The following is a 16,004-nucleotide window of genomic DNA, read 5'->3' as shown; positions in this document are numbered from 1 at the left end:
GGAAGAAGTGAACGTACCGAGTAATCCCATAACGCTCATGGCGAAAGTATACCGTGATGTGTTTCCGGTTGTACACCATGAGCTAGCGATGTGGAAAGAGCGTGCCTACCATATTCCGAATGATGAGCTTCATAGTCAGGCAATCGCAAGTATTGAGCATAAAACGTTTCATTGTGAGGGTGGTGGCATTTTATCGCTGCTAGCAAATGAACACCGAGAAGAATGTATTCGTTTTATCGTAGCGTATCAAACGATCAGCGACTATTTAGATAATTTATGTGATCGCAGTACATCACTTGATCCAAATGATTTTGCCGCACTGCATGAATCGATGTTAATGGCATTATCACCTGAAGTAGAAGGCGGCGGTAATTATTATCGTTATCGTGATGATCAAGATGATGGTGGTTATTTAGATGAACTTGTTGAAACGTGCCAAGATGTTTTAAAGAAAACGAAGCACTATGACAAAATTGCTCCTGTTCTTCATGAACTGGCTTGTTATTATTGTGATTTGCAAATTCATAAACACGTGAAGTTAGAAGAAAGAGAGCCGCGCCTGAAAACTTGGTTTGAAGCACATAAAGAAAACTTACCTGAGATGAGCTGGTTTGAATTTTCAGCATGTGCCGGTTCTACGCTTGGAATTTTCTGCCTTGTAGCATATGCATTTCATGATGAATTACATGATGAAGATATTGCGAAAATTAGACAAGGGTACTTCCCTTACGTACAAGGACTTCACATTTTACTTGATTATTTCATCGATCAAGAAGAAGACCGCATAGGCGGAGATTTGAATTTCTGTAGTTATTATGAAAACGAGCAAGCTATATTAGATCGTATGAAACACTTTGTAGAAGAAGCAGAGAAGAGCATTGGTGATTTGCCTCATGCGAAGTTTCATCGTCTTATAAGCCGAGGATTACTTGGTATTTATTTATCAGACCAAAAAGTATCAGCACAAAAGAATATGCACAAAATGGCACGGCGCATTGTAAAATACGGAGGGCTTACTTCACGATTCTTCTATTGGAACGGGAAGATGTACCGAAAGAAAATGGCGCAGTGATGAAGAAAACCACTCATGTAGAGTGGTTTTCTTTGTTATAATATGGTAAAGGTGGTGGTGGAAATGAAGCCATTGTTTCAAAAGCTATATGACAATATTGAAGTAACATTACTTGTGCTACTTTCCATTTCATTTGTAACTGGAATGTATATGATGATGAATAAAACCGGCGGTCCTACAACGATGGATTATGTAGCTCAAATTATCATTGCATTGATTATTATAGTAGATATTGTCTTTTTAATAAGTGGTAGAAAAAAAGAAAATAGTAAATAAAAAAGCATTTGTACACGATGGTACAAATGCTTTTTATTTATGATCGTATTTTTAAAAATACATATATAAGAAGTTCAATTGCAAAAATAACTAAAACAGATAGTCCGAATAAAGGCATGACAGCGCCTAATATAACCATCATGATAAAGAAAACGAATATACTTTTCTTATCTCTTTGCTTTGGAGGTGCTGCTAATTTTCCTTTTGGCTTTCTTGCTAACCACATTTTTACTCCGTAATAAATAAGAAGTAATAGAGATAATGTCGTTAGTAAGCATAATATTTTATTTGGCCATCCGAATAAATGTCCTTCGTGAAGTGGGATACCGTAAGTGAACCATTGTGCAAGTAATCCATAATCACGGTAGTCCGTTTTTGAAATGAGTTCCCCGCTATATTGATCAAAGTAAGCTGTTATCTCTTCACTTGGTGCAACGTGCATCCCTGTAATACCAGAACCGCTCGATTTCGAAACAGTGAATACACCTTTCGGATCAGCTGGTAGTGAAATAACATATGGCTTCTTTATTTCAATTCCTTTTTGTAATTCATCGACAGAAATTGCTTTCGGTTCATTTGAATTCGATTCAGGAGGAGCTTCTTTTCTTGTTGCCCACGGCAATTCTTTTACCTTTGATTCAGGCGGTGCCATGTACAATTTTGGATATCCGAGTGATTCATTAGAAGATGCAATTTTATAAATTTGGTTCCCCATAAATCCTGACCATGGCAATCCAGATGCGATTAGCAGAAAGAGAGGAATTGTAAATATAATACCGATAATAGAATGACGTCTTTTTGCTTTTTCTCGCTTATTGGATGATGGTGTGTTTTTGAATTGGCGTATACTCATGTACAATCCGGTTACAATTAAAAAGATTGTCCAGCATGCTGCAAGTTCTACAGTATAGTTGACGACAGTGCCACCAACTAAAAGAGAACTATGTAATTCCCGCATGATATTGGCAAATGTTTCACTTGCGTTTTGATCCCCAACAATTTGATTATTACTATCTAAATACACATATTTTTGTTGCCCAGTATACTCATTTGCAATTGTAAGTCTCGTATTATAATCCCCATTAAACTCACTAATTTTCGCCACGCTATAATGTGGATATTTTTTCTCTGTTAAGGAAATAGAATCAGCCATCGAAATAGATTCTGTTTGAGCGCTCTTTCCAAAATATAAATCCTTATAGATGAAATCTTCAACTTCCTCCCGAAATAAATACCCAATTCCGCTCAGTGACAACGTAATAAGAAGCGGCGTAATAAAAAGTCCAGCATAAAAATGCCAACGCCAAAAAATGTAATGAAGCGAACGATTTTGTTTCATACTTTCAGTTCCCCTAACCTTCCCTATATGAATAACTACTTATTTAATATAGCGAGATTAAGTGTGATTACTTTGAAAGAATTGTGAAGAAAGTTAAAAGTTTTTAGGGGTTTCAACAAACATAAAACACATTTCAAAAGGAAGGTGTTCAATGTTTATAAATGTTTCTTCTTATTTGATAAATACATTTCAACAACCGCCTCAGCAAGACATTGAGCAGAATCAACAAAATCCTCACTAGCCACTACATTCAAATCGGTACATGCGATAATAGCGGTATCAACTTCATCTTTCAATTGTAAAACGAGCGTATTCCATAATTCGCGAGCTTCTTCACTCTCTCCAGATTTAATCCAAGTAATAATTTGATTAATCATTTCCTGCCATTTTTTATGATGAATGTATTCTATATTACGTTTTGTAATCCCATCTTGGTAAATCCCAGCTTGAACAGTTGCTTCTGTTGCGAGAAGAGCAACTCTTTTTGTATTTTCAGGAATTGTTTTTAACGTCTCATCAACTATATTCAAAATAGGAATAGAAAGAGATCGCTGTAATTCTTCAAAATAAAGATGCGCTGTATTGCACGGCATAGCGATAAAGTCTACGCCAGTACTTTCAAGTTTTTGTGCCCCTTCAATAATCGCTTTTTTCATCGCTTCGTGATCAATAAGGCGATCCATATAGAATGGTGTTGGGCACGAGTAAATCATCATATGAGGAAAGTCCATATCATGCGTTGCTCCGTATATTGTTTGGCACTTTGCTACAACTGTATCGACGAATGGCCCAGTTGATTTTGGTCCCATTCCTGCTAGTATTCCGATCATTGGTTTGTCTCCTTTAATATGTAATTAAAAACGTTTTTTGCGAACGATAAAAAGAAATAAGATAAATAATAAAAATGAATATACGATAGCCCAAGCTGTGAGCCATAGCGTGTGAGTCAGTGTATTATATTTGTATTGTCCAAGTATTAGAAAACTTTTGACAGGTGGTAAAAACCATAGTAACTCTTTTTTTAACTGGATAGATGCAATCGTTATAAGCAATATAAATGTAAGGCTAAGCCAAGCTGTGCTTGCTTTTGGAATAATATTTCTAGTAAATAAAGTTGCGATTGAAATTCCTAGTATAGAGAAAGACATGTGAGCGAGAAATCCGACTAAAAATAAAGAAACTGTCATTTCTTCATTAAACATTTGCAAAATAATTGGGTAGATTACGGATATAAAAGATAAAACAGTACAAATGAGAAGAGCCGTAATATATTTACCCAAATATAGTGCGGAAATATTATTTGTGTGAGAAATAGTAATTTGTTCTTGTACAGGGTCTTCAGTATGAAAAATTGTGACCGTAATCCAGGCAGATAATAAATAAAGCGCGAGAGCTGTTTCTAAGTATGTCGGTACAATAGGAGTCGGTTTATATGTATATACAAAAAGTAAGCTCACAAAGTACATCGCAATAGGAGGGACGTACTTATACGATTTTGTATAGTCGAGAAAATGGTAACGAATAAGCGCGAACATAATAAACCTTCTTTCGATTTAAAAGTTAGGTTGTAGCAGTGTGATAGATGCTTTTTTATGTAATAAAAACTGAAGCATTTCGTTTGTATATTCTTTTTCGATTTGTAATTGAATAAGGTTTTGATTTGCATTGTGTGCAACGTGTATAAAACCGGATTGCTTTTTTAGTTCTATCGCTGAAAATGTTTCGTGAACGATTGCTTCAATATAGACTTGTTCTGCTCCTTTTTGTACAAAAATATCTTCTGTGATTGTATGATTTGCTAACGTCACAATTCTATCGGCGAAGTTTTCTAATAGTTGTTTTTCATGACATGTGAAGAGTATGGATATGCCGTGTTGTTTTAATGAGAGTAAAATATGTTCTAATTCTTGCTGAAAGTGAGGATCGAGTCCAGAAAGCGGTTCGTCTAAAACTAATAAATGGACGTCTGTAAGTAATGCTTGCATAATACCAGTTTTTTGTTTCATACCTTTTGAAAAGTTTCGTACAACAGAATGTCTTGCATGCTGTAAATGAAAAGATTCAAGAAGCATCGGGATTTTATCTTTTAAATATTTTGTTGATAAACCGTGAATGTGGCCGAGATGATATAAATAATCCTCTAATGTAAAACGAATCCCTTCAGGAAAATGTTCAGGTACATAGCCAATTTGTATATGTTCTTTTCTTTGAAGTGCTCCTGCCGTAGGTGAAACAAATCCTGCAATTATTTTGAGTAGAGTACTTTTTCCAGTCCCGTTTCCGCCAACAATGGCGAGTGCTTCTCCTTCTGAAATGGATAAATCAATGTTGTCTAGTATAAGTGATTTGCCGTACTTCTTTTGAATTCCCCGTAGTTCTACTAGCAAAGTTCTATCCTTCTTTCTTTAAATAGTGTATATATCCATTATATAGGAGAATAAAAAAAGACGTGCAGTGAATGCACGTCTTTTTTTGTTATGTTTTGTCGAACAATCGATATATCCGAGAAATCGTTGATATATTGTAAGTTATGATAGATATATCGAAAAAATCGTTGATATATCCCGAGTTACGATAGATATAATTGAAAAATCGTTGATATATTACCCCGCATTAACGGGCAGTAAAACTCCCACCTTAAAATTCGCCTGGAGCAAAGAGGTTAGGTAGGAGATAAACTGCCCATAAATGCCCGATTGGTTCAACTAATAATCAGTGGGGATGCCCCCACTGATTAAAGTTTCACTTTATCGCTTCTCAATCGCCACAATAAATGGCGGGTTATTTTGTTGATTAATGAAGCCGTATCGCAGTACGTGTGCTTGTTTTTGGTCTAGTTCTTCAGCAAATGTAAGCACAGCGTCGCGTTCTACTTGTCCTTCTGGATGTCCGTGGTAAATAACAAGGACGATGATACCTTCAGGTGCCATTACTTCTAATAATTGTTCGATCGCTGAGATTGTTGAGTTCGGTTTTGTAACGATATGCTTGTCTCCGCCTGGAAGGTAACCTAAGTTGAAAATTGCGCCTGTTACTTTTCCTTTTGCATCTTCTGGTAATACGGATAGAAGTGTATCGTGACTATGGTGAACTAAAACAGTACGTTCGAAAAGTTCTTTTTCTTTTAGACGAGTTGTTGAGCTTTCAATTGCCTCTTTTTGAATATCAAATCCAAATACTTTTCCGTTATCTCCAACGATTTCAGCTAGGAAGCAAGTGTCATGCCCATTGCCGAGTGTTGCATCTACAGCGTAATCGCCTTCTTTTACTGCTGTTTGCAAGAGAGTGCGAGCAAACGGTAATACACGTTCTAATTTCATTTTTGTTTCTCCTCATTTGCATATTTTCCTTGCCAGCTTCCGCGGCGTACAAATTCTGCATCGATGGAATTTAATACTTCCCATTTATTTAAGCTCCACATTGGGCCAATCATTAAATCAGGTGGACCGTCACCTGTGATACGGTGCACAATTACGTCTTCTGGAATAATTTCAAGTTGGTCAACAACGAGACTTACGTAATCCTCAAGAGAAAGGAACTCGAGTTGTCCTTTTTCATATTGCTTCACCATTGGCGTTCCTTTTAATAAGTGAAGTAAGTGGATTTTAATTCCTTGTACGTCAAGCTTCGCTACTTCACGAGCTGTTTCCATCATCATGTCGTAATCTTCAAGTGGAAGGCCGTTAATAATATGAGAACAAACTCGAATGCCGTGCTTACGTAATTTATTTACACCTTCCACATAAGACGGATAATCGTGAGCGCGATTAATAAGATTTGCAGTACGTTCATGAACAGTCTGTAGTCCGAGTTCAACCCAAAGGTAAGTGCGTTTATTTAAGTCCGCTAAATATTCAACAACATCGTCCGGTAAACAATCTGGACGAGTCGCAATAGAAAGACCGACAACGTCTTTTTCTGCTAGAAGCGGTTCGAATTTTTCTTTTAACACTTCAAGTGGTGCATGTGTATTTGTGTACGCCTGGAAATAAGCGATACATTTTCCGTCTTTCCACTTTGAGCGCATTTTTTCTTTCATTTCATGATATTGCGTTATAACATCATCGCGGCGATCGCCAGCGAAGTCACCAGATCCAGCAGCACTGCAAAATGTACAACCGCCATAAGCAACTGTACCGTCACGGTTCGGGCAATCGAAGCCAGCATCTAATGAAACTTTAAAGATTTTTTCACCAAATTCATTTCGTAAATGATAATTCCATGTATGATAACGTTTATTGTCGTTTGTATATGGAAAAGGGTTTTGAACCTTCATTACTTTCCCTCCTAAGCCGAGTCAAAATAACACAAAATCCATTATAACATACTCATAAGGTTCATAAGGAAGGGACACACTAAAGGGGAATTGAAGCAAGGAGGGACAATTATGGCAGAGCGTCAATCACTTGAATCGTATATTACACAAGCGGAACAAGCGGTGGAATATGCGAAAGAACAATTAGACCAAGGTATGAGACAAGAGCATTATAATACGATGGAGTATTCGGATGCGCAGTTGCAATTAGAACAAGCATATAACGATTTACAAACAATGCAACAACATGCGAATGATGAGCAACGTGAGCAATTAAATAGAGCACGTATGGCAATTCGCCAATTGCAACATCAAATGATTATTACACCGCACTAATAAGGAGTGAATGTAATGGCGAAACGTTCAGATCAAAATAACCCAGAGCAAAAAACGCAAAATGGACATAACGCTGAGTTTTCGAATGAGCTTGATCCAATTGTTCAAGTGAAACAGCGTAATAGTAAAAAAGGACAACCTCAAAAATCGAAACAATCAGAGTAAACCAGGTCGCAATATGACCTGGTTTTATTTTGCTATATGACAATAATGTAAGATTTATGTAAGGTTTGTCGATAGTTGCGAGCAGCTTTCTCCAGTAGAGTAAGGAAGGATTAAATTTTATACAAGGAGTTGCTTTATGGGGAATAATATTACAAACAAGCGAATTGATGAGTTAGATTACATTCGTGGCTTTGCATTACTGGGGATTATTTTAGTAAATATTCTTGCACTACTTCATATTAAAATCCCAGATCCTAATACAGTGGATGCGAGCTATCAAAGGTTTCTATACTTATTTGTAGAAGGTCGTTTCTTCTCAATCTTCTCATTCTTATTTGGAGTAGGATTTTATATCTTTATTTCAAGAGCGATTGCGAAAGGGAAAAATGGCTATGTTTTATTTTTACGTCGCTTAGTAGCATTATTTATTTTTGGTTTAATTCATCAAATGTTTCAGCCTGGAGAAGCACTAGCGTTATACGCAATTTGCGGGTTAATCGTTTTACCGTTTTATAAAGCGAAAAAAGAAGTGAACCTAGTACTAGGACTTATTTTGACAATTGCCTTCAGTGTAATGGGAGTTAAAGAACTATTACCACTTGGCTTAATTTTATTAGGGCTTGCTGCAGGACAATATCGTGTATTTGAAAACCTTGCGCAAAATATAAAGAAAGTCGCTATTTTTACAGGTATTATGTTTGTTTTAAGTGTCATAGCTGTATGGTATCAATATGGGTACGTTCCTGCTAATCCATTTGTGAACATGATACTTATGAATGAGGATGGGACAATGGATGCCGCAAGTCAGTTTTTAAAAATTGGCGTTACAGTTGGACCAATTATTTCAGCTTTCTATGTTGGAGCATTAATTTTACTACTTCAATTAAAACCAGTTCAAACATTGTTAGCACCACTGAAATATTATGGCCGCATGGCTTTAACGAATTATATTGGACAAACTGCAATGATTTTAATCGCAGGAAGTGTATTTAACTTTGCAGAAAACTTAACGTACATGCAGACTTTATATGTGTGTATTGCAATTTATGCAATTCAAATTGTATGTAGCGTAATTTGGATGAAAATCTTTAAAATGGGTCCATTAGAATGGATTTGGCGAGTTGTTACGTATTGGACGGTAACACCTTTAAAGAAATAGAGAGAGAAATGGGCTATTCCTTTTGTGGAACAGCCCATTTTTATTTTCATCTTTTTCGGAAAGTTGATATTCCTTCGCGAATCGCCGATATATATTGGAAATCGCTAATAAAATTTCATTTATCAACGAACCTTACACACTCATCTTTTTATATTACAAAAGTGTAAGGTAAATGTAATGTTAACAAATAGCAGTTCTCCTTTAAAAAGCGCAAAATAGGTAATGGAAAAACAAGCGTAGGAGGATATATATGACGAAACCAGTTGTAGACGTGAAAAACGTTCAAAAAGTGTACGGTAAAAAAGGTGAGAACCAATCACATGCATTAAAAGGTGTTTCATTCTCAATTCAAGAGGGTGAGTTTGTAGGGATTATGGGACCATCTGGTTCTGGTAAAACGACATTATTAAATGTAATTTCAACGCTTGATAAAGCAACGGGCGGCGTTGTTGAAATTGCGGGTACGGATATTACGAAAATGAAGCAAGGTGAGCTTTCTGATTTCCGTTCACAAAAATTAGGATTCATCTTCCAAGACTTTAACTTATTAGAGAACTTATCTATTTATGAAAACATCGCACTTCCATTATCTCTTCAAGGTGTCGCGTCACGTAATATTGGACCGAAAGTAGAAAAAGTAGCGGATATGTTAGGGATTACAGAAATTCTTCAAAAGTATCCATCTGAAGTATCTGGTGGACAGAAACAACGTTCAGCAGCAGCGCGTGCTCTAGTACATGAACCAGCAATTATTTTAGGAGACGAGCCAACAGGAGCGCTTGATTCTAAAAATGCAACGAGTTTACTTGATGCGATGACAAACTTAAATAAAGATCAAGGCGTATCTATTATGATGGTTACACATGATCCATACAGTGCAAGTTACTGTCAGCGTATTTTATTCATTCAAGATGGTGAGCTATATAAAGAAATTCACCGCGGCGGTACACGTGAAGAGTTTTATAAAGAAATTTTAGATGTGCTTGCGGACTTAGGCACACAAAAAGCGTAAGAAAGGAGGTTCTAGAGCATGTTATTTAAACTTTCCATGTCAGGGCTAAAAAGTAAGCTGAAAGATTATATCGTCTTACTTGTTGGTCTTGTCATGTCCATTTCAATTTTTTATATGTTCCAAACATTAGCGTTAAACGAGGCCTTCCTTAAGGAAAATTCTACTATTGGTCAAATTGGATTTGTATTCCAAGCAGGTTCATTTTTACTAGCTATTATAACGTTCTTCTATATTTTGTATGCGAACTCTTTCTTACTATCTCTTCGTCAAAAAGAGTTTGGTATGTATATGATGTTAGGAGCAAAAAAGCATAAAGTTACATTACTTATGTTTATTGAGACAATTGTATTAGGAGCTGCGTCTCTTGCAATTGGAATTGCAGTTGGTGTAGGACTTGCAGAAGGTATCGGTCAATTATTGATGAAACAATTAGAATTTGCTGGTGAAGGCTATAAAGCATTTTACCTGCCATCTATGACTGTTACGTGCATCTTCTTCTTTGCACTATTTGTATTATCGGCAATTATGAACAGTATTAAATTATCACGTATTTCTGTCCTGCAACTTGTACATGCAGACGCACAAACAGAACGTGTTGCAGTAAAAGGAAAAATGACAGGTGTAGTTGCATTCCTTGCGGTTATTTTATTAGGAATGGGCTATGCATCAATGATTTACATGGAAAAACTAAGAGAAATGGGAATCATTATTGCATTAATTACAACGACAGTTGGTACTTACATGCTGTTTGGATCACTTCTCCCGGTCTTTATTAAAAAGTTAAAGAGTAATAAAAAGCGTAGTGAAAAAGGACTTAACGCTTTTACATTTGCACAATTAAATTTCCGTATTAATAGCCTAACAAAGGTACTTGCAACAGTAGCGATGTTAGTTGCTCTTGGAGCAGGTGCAATTTCAGGTGGTATGGCGTTTAAAAATAACGCTATCAAACTGTCTGATGGTTTAGTAATCTATGACTCAGTTGTTCATAATCCTACAGCTGAAGAAAAGAAAATTTTAGACGGTATTACATTTAAAGAAAAAAATGAATATCGCTACAAAGTTGATGATAAATACGTTTATTATGTAAAAGAAGATTTAGAAAAAAATCGTCCTTTCGTAAAAGATATGACAAATATGAAGTCGATGAAGGATTTAGTGAATACAAAGAAGGTTTCACAGGAACTACCAGTAGGTGCAGTTTCTAGAGAAATGAATGAAAAAGATGCGAACGCTAAAGAACTTCCAGAAGAATGGGTTGATGCTTTTAGCACAATTCATCCGTATTATATATACGAAGATCATGCAATTAAAATTGTAGATCAAAAAATGTACGATGGGATAAATGGTAAAGAAGGTATAGCATTTATCGGAAAAGCAGATGATTTCTTAGCATATACAAAAGAATGGAAAAAACTTGACGAGTTGCAGCTAGATAAATATAAAAATGTAAAAGCTGAAAGATTAAATAGTAAATATCAAACTTACGACATGTTATACGGCGTTGCAAGCGGAACAGTGTTTATGGGATTCTTCCTTGGAATTGCTTTCTTAGCAATGATGGCAAGTTGTCTAATGTTCAAAATTCTTTCTGGTGCATCAAAAGATATTACGCGTTATCAAATGCTTCGTAAAATCGGGGTGCGCCGTGAGTTATTAACGAAATCGATTTATAAAGAGTTATTCTTAGTATTCTTATTCCCAGCAATTGTGGGTATCGCTCACGTATTAGTTGGTATGAATATTTTCGGATTTATTTTAATCGATCCGTACTTCCGTATTTGGGTACCAATCGTAATTTTCGTAGTTATTTATGCGATTTATTACTTCATTACAGTTCAATTATATAAAGGAATTGTTCTTCCGAAAGAAGATTAATAATAAAAACCGAGCAAAAACGCTCGGTTTTTATTATTTTCAGAAAAAACACTTTGATGTTACTGAAATATATAATATAATGTAAATAAGTAACGTAATATAAAAGTAGAAGTAGCTGTATAAGGAAAGGAGGAATCCAATCTGTAGAAAGAAGCTGAACTTTTATCCCCACATTTTTTTACCGCAACGTATTTATACAATCGTAAGTTTCCACATTGAAAGTTTTCAGAACCACCTGAGTATATTGTGAAAATAATGGATAACACATGGAAATCTCATAGCATGATAAGGTAAAATGGACAACATAATGAGAAAATTACCGTTCATAAGATGAGGAGAATACATGTATGGAAGTTGTAGAGGCATTAAAAGATATAAGCCAAATTGAGGCTATGAAAAAATATTTAAAAGAGCACTCCCAGCGAGATTATCTTTTATTTGTTATTGGAATTAACACAGGATTAAAAATTACAGAACTACTTAACATGAAATTTGAAGATGTATTAAATGAAGACGGGACTGTTAAAGAGTTTTATACTCTTCCTGTGAAAGATGAAAAATTTAAACAAGATATTTATTTAAATACAAAAGTAAAAGAAGCGCTTTTAGATTACGTACAATCTATTGGCGTTAAAAGAGAAAATTACGTATTTCAATCTAATAAAACGCCAAATTCAATTACGCGCCAACAAGCGTATCGTGTAATTCATAATGCTGCAGAAGCAGTTGGAGTTGTTGGTAAGATCGGAACAAATTCAATGCGAAAAACGTTTGGATTTCATGCGTACAAAAGAGGGATAGCGATTGCGCTGTTGCAAAAACATTTCCATCACGCGACTCCATCAGAGACGCTAAAGTATTTAGGCATCTCAAAGGATGAGACCTTTAAAACGGAGATTGATGTCGATTTATAAAAGCCGTAACTAAAAAAATTAGGAGGCGGAAAATATGAATATTAGAGAGAGTGAACTGCCGGGTATTGGATGTAAGTTTGAAGTGATTACAAAAGGTAATGAAAAGATGGTTATCGTTATTCATGATGATGGCCGAAGAGAAATGTACCATTTTGATGCTGATCATGAGGAGAGTATTTCAAGCGTCTCTCTTCGTGATTCCGAAGCGAGACAAATTGCAGCTATATTGGGCGGGATGGTATATAGACCACAAGCTTTAGATACGATTGAAATGGCCTTTGAAGGATTATCAATTGAGTGGTTTAAGGTGGAAAATAATGCACCAGTCGTACAAAAAACAATTGGTAGTTTACATGTCCGAAACACATATAATGTAACGATCATTGCCATTTTGAAAAAGAATATGAAGAAGTTCTTTAATCCAGGCCCAGATTCTATCATTGAAGCTGGCGATATGCTCGTATTATCAGGCGAAAGACATGAAGTAAAAAGAATTATTAATGAGTTGCTTTCAGTAGGAGGGGATTCATAGTCGATGGATACTTTAATCTTTGAAGTTGGGACTGCGTTAGTATTAGTCGCTTTTGCAGCTATTCTCGCTGCAAAGTTAAAGTTCTCGATTATTCCGTTTCTCATTATACTCGGTATGCTAGTGGGGCCACATGCGCCAGATTTAGGGCTTATCGATTTAAGATTTATTGAAAGCGGAGAAGTTATTTCCTTCCTCGGCCGTGTTGGCGTTATATTCCTCTTATTCTATTTAGGCTTAGAATTCTCAATTAAAAAATTAATTAAATCAGGAAAATCAATTGCTTTTGGGGGAACTGTTCATATATCGCTTAATTTTATATTAGGTTTACTTTACGGATATATAATGGGTTTCCCCTTATTAGAAACATTAATTATTGCTGGGATCATAACAATTTCATCGAGTGCAATTGTTGCGAAAGTAATTGTTGATTTAAGAAGATCTGGTAATAAAGAGACGGAGCTAATTTTAGGAATCATTATGTTTGATGATATCTTTTTAGCAGTATATTTATCAGTCGTTTCAGGATTAGTACTCGGAGGGGCAACATCATTTGTAGGTGCTCTTACATCTATTTTAATCGCAGTAGGGTATATGCTACTATTCTTTGTAGTTGCTAGAAAAGCTACACGATTCTTAAATAAAATGTTAGATATTTCGTCCAATGAAATTTTCATTATCGTAATATTCGCTATTTTATTCTTTGTAGCAGGATTTTCAGAAACGATTCATGTCACGGAGGCAATTGGAGCATTATTATTGGGGCTCGTCTTTTCTGAAACAGAGCATAGTGATCGAATTGAACAGCTCGTTGTTCCATTTCGTGATTTCTTTGGAGCTATATTCTTTTTCAGCTTCGGTTTAAGTATAGACCCATTTTCGCTTGGGGGAGCAGTGTGGTTGGCATTAGGAGCAGTTTTCATTACTCTTATCGGTAATTTTACTGCTGGAATGGTAGCGGGGCGTAAAGCTGGGTTATCGCATAAGGCTTCTACGAATATCGGTTTAACACTTGTATCACGCGGAGAATTTTCCATTATCGTCGCGAATATTGGAATTGCGGGCGGCTTAATGGCAACGATTAAACCATTCTCAGCTTTGTATGTTTTAATATTAGCATCGTTAGGACCTTTGTTAACGAAAGAATCTGGGAGAATATATTCCTTATTAGATAAAATATTTAAATGGAGCGCTAAAGAAAGTGCGAAGCGAGAAAAAGAAGTTGGATAGTATAAATAAGGGTAGACTGCATGAAAATTTCATGCAGTCTACCCTTTTATATATTGTTACTGTTGTCGTTTTTTGTCGGTAAGTTGATATAATTGAAAAATCGCTGATATATTTTGAGTTGCGATCGATATATTTCCAAAATCGCTGATATATTTTCAAGCAGGGATAAATATAATTTCATTTACCGTCGAACCATTATCTGAATTTCATCAACTATTAATCAGTTGCCTTCCTATTTAAAAACGACTACAATTTTACTGTTATATATATGAACGAAAAAAATAGAATAGGAGGGGAAACTATGCCAAGGAAAGTATGGCTATTAGTAGCTGGGATGATTATTAATGTCACGGGTGCTTCTTTTTTATGGCCTTTTAATACAATTTATTTGCATGATCACCTAGGCAAATCTTTATCTGTGGCCGGAATGGTATTAATGATCAACTCGCTTACTGGTGTAATCGGAAACTTGCTCGGCGGTGTTTTATTTGATAAATGGGGCGGTTATAAATCAATTTTAGTAGGGATTGTCATTACACTTGTATCGATTTTAGGTCTTGTGTTCTTCCACGGTTGGCCGTTATATGTTGTGTGGCTAGCGTTAATCGGCTTCGGTTCTGGGATGGTCTTCCCATCGATGTACGCGATGGTTGGTACGGTTTGGCCAGAGGGCGGAAGACGAGCGTTTAATGCGATGTACGTTGGACAAAACGTTGGTATTGCGATTGGAACAGCGTGCGGTGGTTTAGTTGCTTCATATCGTTTTGATTATATTTTCTTAGCGAACTTTATTTTATACTTTGTTTTCTTCTTAATTGCTTTTATTGGATTCCGTGGTATGGAAGACAAGAAGGAGCCAGGAGTACAAAAAGAAGTCGAAATGAAAAAAGGTTGGTCACTTACACCTGGATTTAAAGCACTTCTTATCGTGTGTGTAGCATATGCTTTATGCTGGGTTACATACGTACAGTGGCAAGGAGCGATTGCAACACATATGCAAGAATTGAATATTAGCCTTCGTCACTATAGTTTATTATGGACGATAAACGGAGCGATGATTGTTTGTGCACAGCCACTTGTTAGTATGCTAATTCGCTGGATGAAGCGTTCTTTAAAACAGCAAATTATGATTGGAATCTTCATTTTTGCAGCTTCATTCATTGTGTTAAGTCAAGCGCAACAATTTACGATGTTCCTCGTTGCGATGGTAACATTAACAATAGGTGAGTTATTTGTATGGCCTGCGGTTCCAACGATTGCAAATATACTTGCACCAAAAGATAAATTAGGGTTTTATCAAGGGGTTGTAAATAGTGCGGCGACTGTAGGGAAAATGTTCGGGCCGGTCGTTGGCGGAGCAATTGTGGATTTATACAATATGGAAGTATTGTTTATAGCAATCATGGTAATGCTTGTAGTAGCGCTTATAGCAACGAGCATTTATGATAAACGAGTAAAAGTAGAAGAAACAGTTGAAGAAAAAATTGCAGTTTAGTTTGACGGAACATGTAACATGTTTTAGAATATATTTAAATAAAACAACCTTTAGAACAAGGGAGATAGCTCGGCTGTCTTAAGATGAATTCGTTAGTTATGAAGAGTAACGATTAACCGAGAAGTCCTCGCTTTAAGTAAGCTCTTAAGAGATACTAGGTGAAGGATAGTTCACGTAACTTATATGTGTAATAACAGTGAGAAGGAGTAGTAGTAATAGAAGCTGGTTTAGAGAGTTGACGGTCGGTGCAAGTCAATCCACGTTTCGTTATGAACTCGCCTTTG

The 16,004-nt window shown here is 36.0% G+C and carries 17 protein-coding genes and 1 other annotated feature (1 of these 18 only partly in view); of the genes, 11 read left to right on the top strand and 6 right to left on the bottom strand.

Going from position 1 to position 16,004, the window contains the following annotated elements:
- The first annotated feature begins 7 nt into the window (after positions 1-7).
- Positions 8-1,072 carry a tetraprenyl-beta-curcumene synthase family protein gene (locus tag ACS2FK_RS23205; RefSeq protein WP_001102475.1) on the top strand — a complete coding sequence of 355 codons (1,065 nt, stop codon included), beginning with the start codon at positions 8-10 and terminating at the stop codon, positions 1,070-1,072.
- 42 nt (positions 1,073-1,114) lie between these two features.
- Positions 1,115-1,348, top strand: coding sequence for a hypothetical protein (locus ACS2FK_RS23200; RefSeq protein ID WP_142317151.1), 234 nt, complete (start codon positions 1,115-1,117; stop codon positions 1,346-1,348).
- Positions 1,349-1,385: 37 nt separating this feature from the next.
- On the opposite strand, the gene ACS2FK_RS23195 is transcribed toward ACS2FK_RS23200, so the two are convergent.
- The 6 genes from ACS2FK_RS23195 to ACS2FK_RS23170 form a co-directional block, all read right to left on the bottom strand.
- A complete protein-coding gene (locus tag ACS2FK_RS23195; RefSeq protein WP_063548840.1) occupies positions 1,386-2,687 on the bottom strand; it encodes a PepSY-associated TM helix domain-containing protein in 1,302 nt (433 codons plus the stop codon).
- Between the two features lie 155 nt (positions 2,688-2,842).
- Entirely contained in the window at positions 2,843-3,517 is a 675-nt protein-coding gene (locus tag ACS2FK_RS23190; protein ID WP_063548838.1) for an aspartate/glutamate racemase family protein, read from the bottom strand.
- A gap of 24 nt (positions 3,518-3,541) precedes the next feature.
- On the bottom strand, positions 3,542-4,222 hold the full coding sequence (locus ACS2FK_RS23185) for a hypothetical protein (protein WP_063548836.1): 681 nt from the start codon (positions 4,220-4,222) through the stop codon (positions 3,542-3,544).
- Between the two features lie 18 nt (positions 4,223-4,240).
- Entirely contained in the window at positions 4,241-5,074 is an 834-nt protein-coding gene (locus ACS2FK_RS23180) for an ABC transporter ATP-binding protein (protein WP_063548834.1), read from the bottom strand.
- A 360-nt stretch (positions 5,075-5,434) separates the two neighbouring features.
- Positions 5,435-6,007, bottom strand: a complete 573-nt coding sequence (locus tag ACS2FK_RS23175) for a class I SAM-dependent methyltransferase (RefSeq protein ID WP_063548832.1) — start codon at positions 6,005-6,007, stop codon at positions 5,435-5,437.
- A complete protein-coding gene (locus ACS2FK_RS23170) occupies positions 6,004-6,963 on the bottom strand; it encodes a TIGR01212 family radical SAM protein (protein WP_000868033.1) in 960 nt (319 codons plus the stop codon). Before ACS2FK_RS23170 ends, ACS2FK_RS23175 begins: the two co-directional genes overlap by 4 nt.
- Positions 6,964-7,074: 111 nt before the next feature.
- Between ACS2FK_RS23170 and ACS2FK_RS23165 the strand changes: the two genes are divergently transcribed.
- The 9 genes from ACS2FK_RS23165 (at position 7,075) to ACS2FK_RS23125 (ending at position 15,720) form a co-directional block, all read left to right on the top strand.
- Entirely contained in the window at positions 7,075-7,338 is a 264-nt protein-coding gene (locus tag ACS2FK_RS23165) for a YtzC family protein (RefSeq protein ID WP_000840869.1), read from the top strand.
- 15 nt (positions 7,339-7,353) lie between these two features.
- Positions 7,354-7,503, top strand: coding sequence for a hypothetical protein (locus ACS2FK_RS23160; RefSeq protein WP_001129340.1), 150 nt, complete (start codon positions 7,354-7,356; stop codon positions 7,501-7,503).
- A gap of 136 nt (positions 7,504-7,639) precedes the next feature.
- Complete coding sequence (locus ACS2FK_RS23155; protein WP_063548830.1) at positions 7,640-8,662, top strand: DUF418 domain-containing protein; 1,023 nt, start codon at positions 7,640-7,642, stop codon at positions 8,660-8,662.
- Positions 8,663-8,912: 250 nt separating this feature from the next.
- A complete protein-coding gene (locus tag ACS2FK_RS23150) occupies positions 8,913-9,674 on the top strand; it encodes an ABC transporter ATP-binding protein (protein WP_000165837.1) in 762 nt (253 codons plus the stop codon).
- Between the two features lie 18 nt (positions 9,675-9,692).
- A complete protein-coding gene (locus ACS2FK_RS23145) occupies positions 9,693-11,552 on the top strand; it encodes an FtsX-like permease family protein (RefSeq protein WP_063548828.1) in 1,860 nt (619 codons plus the stop codon).
- A gap of 347 nt (positions 11,553-11,899) precedes the next feature.
- The gene (locus ACS2FK_RS23140; RefSeq protein WP_063548826.1) at positions 11,900-12,466 is read left to right on the top strand and encodes a tyrosine-type recombinase/integrase; all 567 of its coding nucleotides are present in this window, start codon (positions 11,900-11,902) and stop codon (positions 12,464-12,466) included.
- A 34-nt stretch (positions 12,467-12,500) separates the two neighbouring features.
- Positions 12,501-12,998, top strand: a complete 498-nt coding sequence (locus ACS2FK_RS23135) for a cation:proton antiporter regulatory subunit (protein ID WP_001026053.1) — start codon at positions 12,501-12,503, stop codon at positions 12,996-12,998.
- 3 nt (positions 12,999-13,001) lie between these two features.
- The gene (locus tag ACS2FK_RS23130) at positions 13,002-14,225 is read left to right on the top strand and encodes a cation:proton antiporter (protein ID WP_063548824.1); all 1,224 of its coding nucleotides are present in this window, start codon (positions 13,002-13,004) and stop codon (positions 14,223-14,225) included.
- Between the two features lie 301 nt (positions 14,226-14,526).
- Entirely contained in the window at positions 14,527-15,720 is a 1,194-nt protein-coding gene (locus ACS2FK_RS23125; protein ID WP_063548822.1) for an MDR family MFS transporter, read from the top strand.
- Positions 15,721-15,907: 187 nt separating this feature from the next.
- Positions 15,908-16,004 (top strand) — a binding site (T-box leader); it runs 123 nt beyond the window's last position.

The sequence above is a fragment of the Bacillus cereus group sp. BceL220 genome, assembly GCF_051776965.1.
Taxonomy (GTDB): domain Bacteria; phylum Bacillota; class Bacilli; order Bacillales; family Bacillaceae_G; genus Bacillus_A; species Bacillus_A cereus.
Note: the sequence above shows the minus strand (reverse complement) of the source record. Positions and strands in the feature narration are given on the sequence as shown.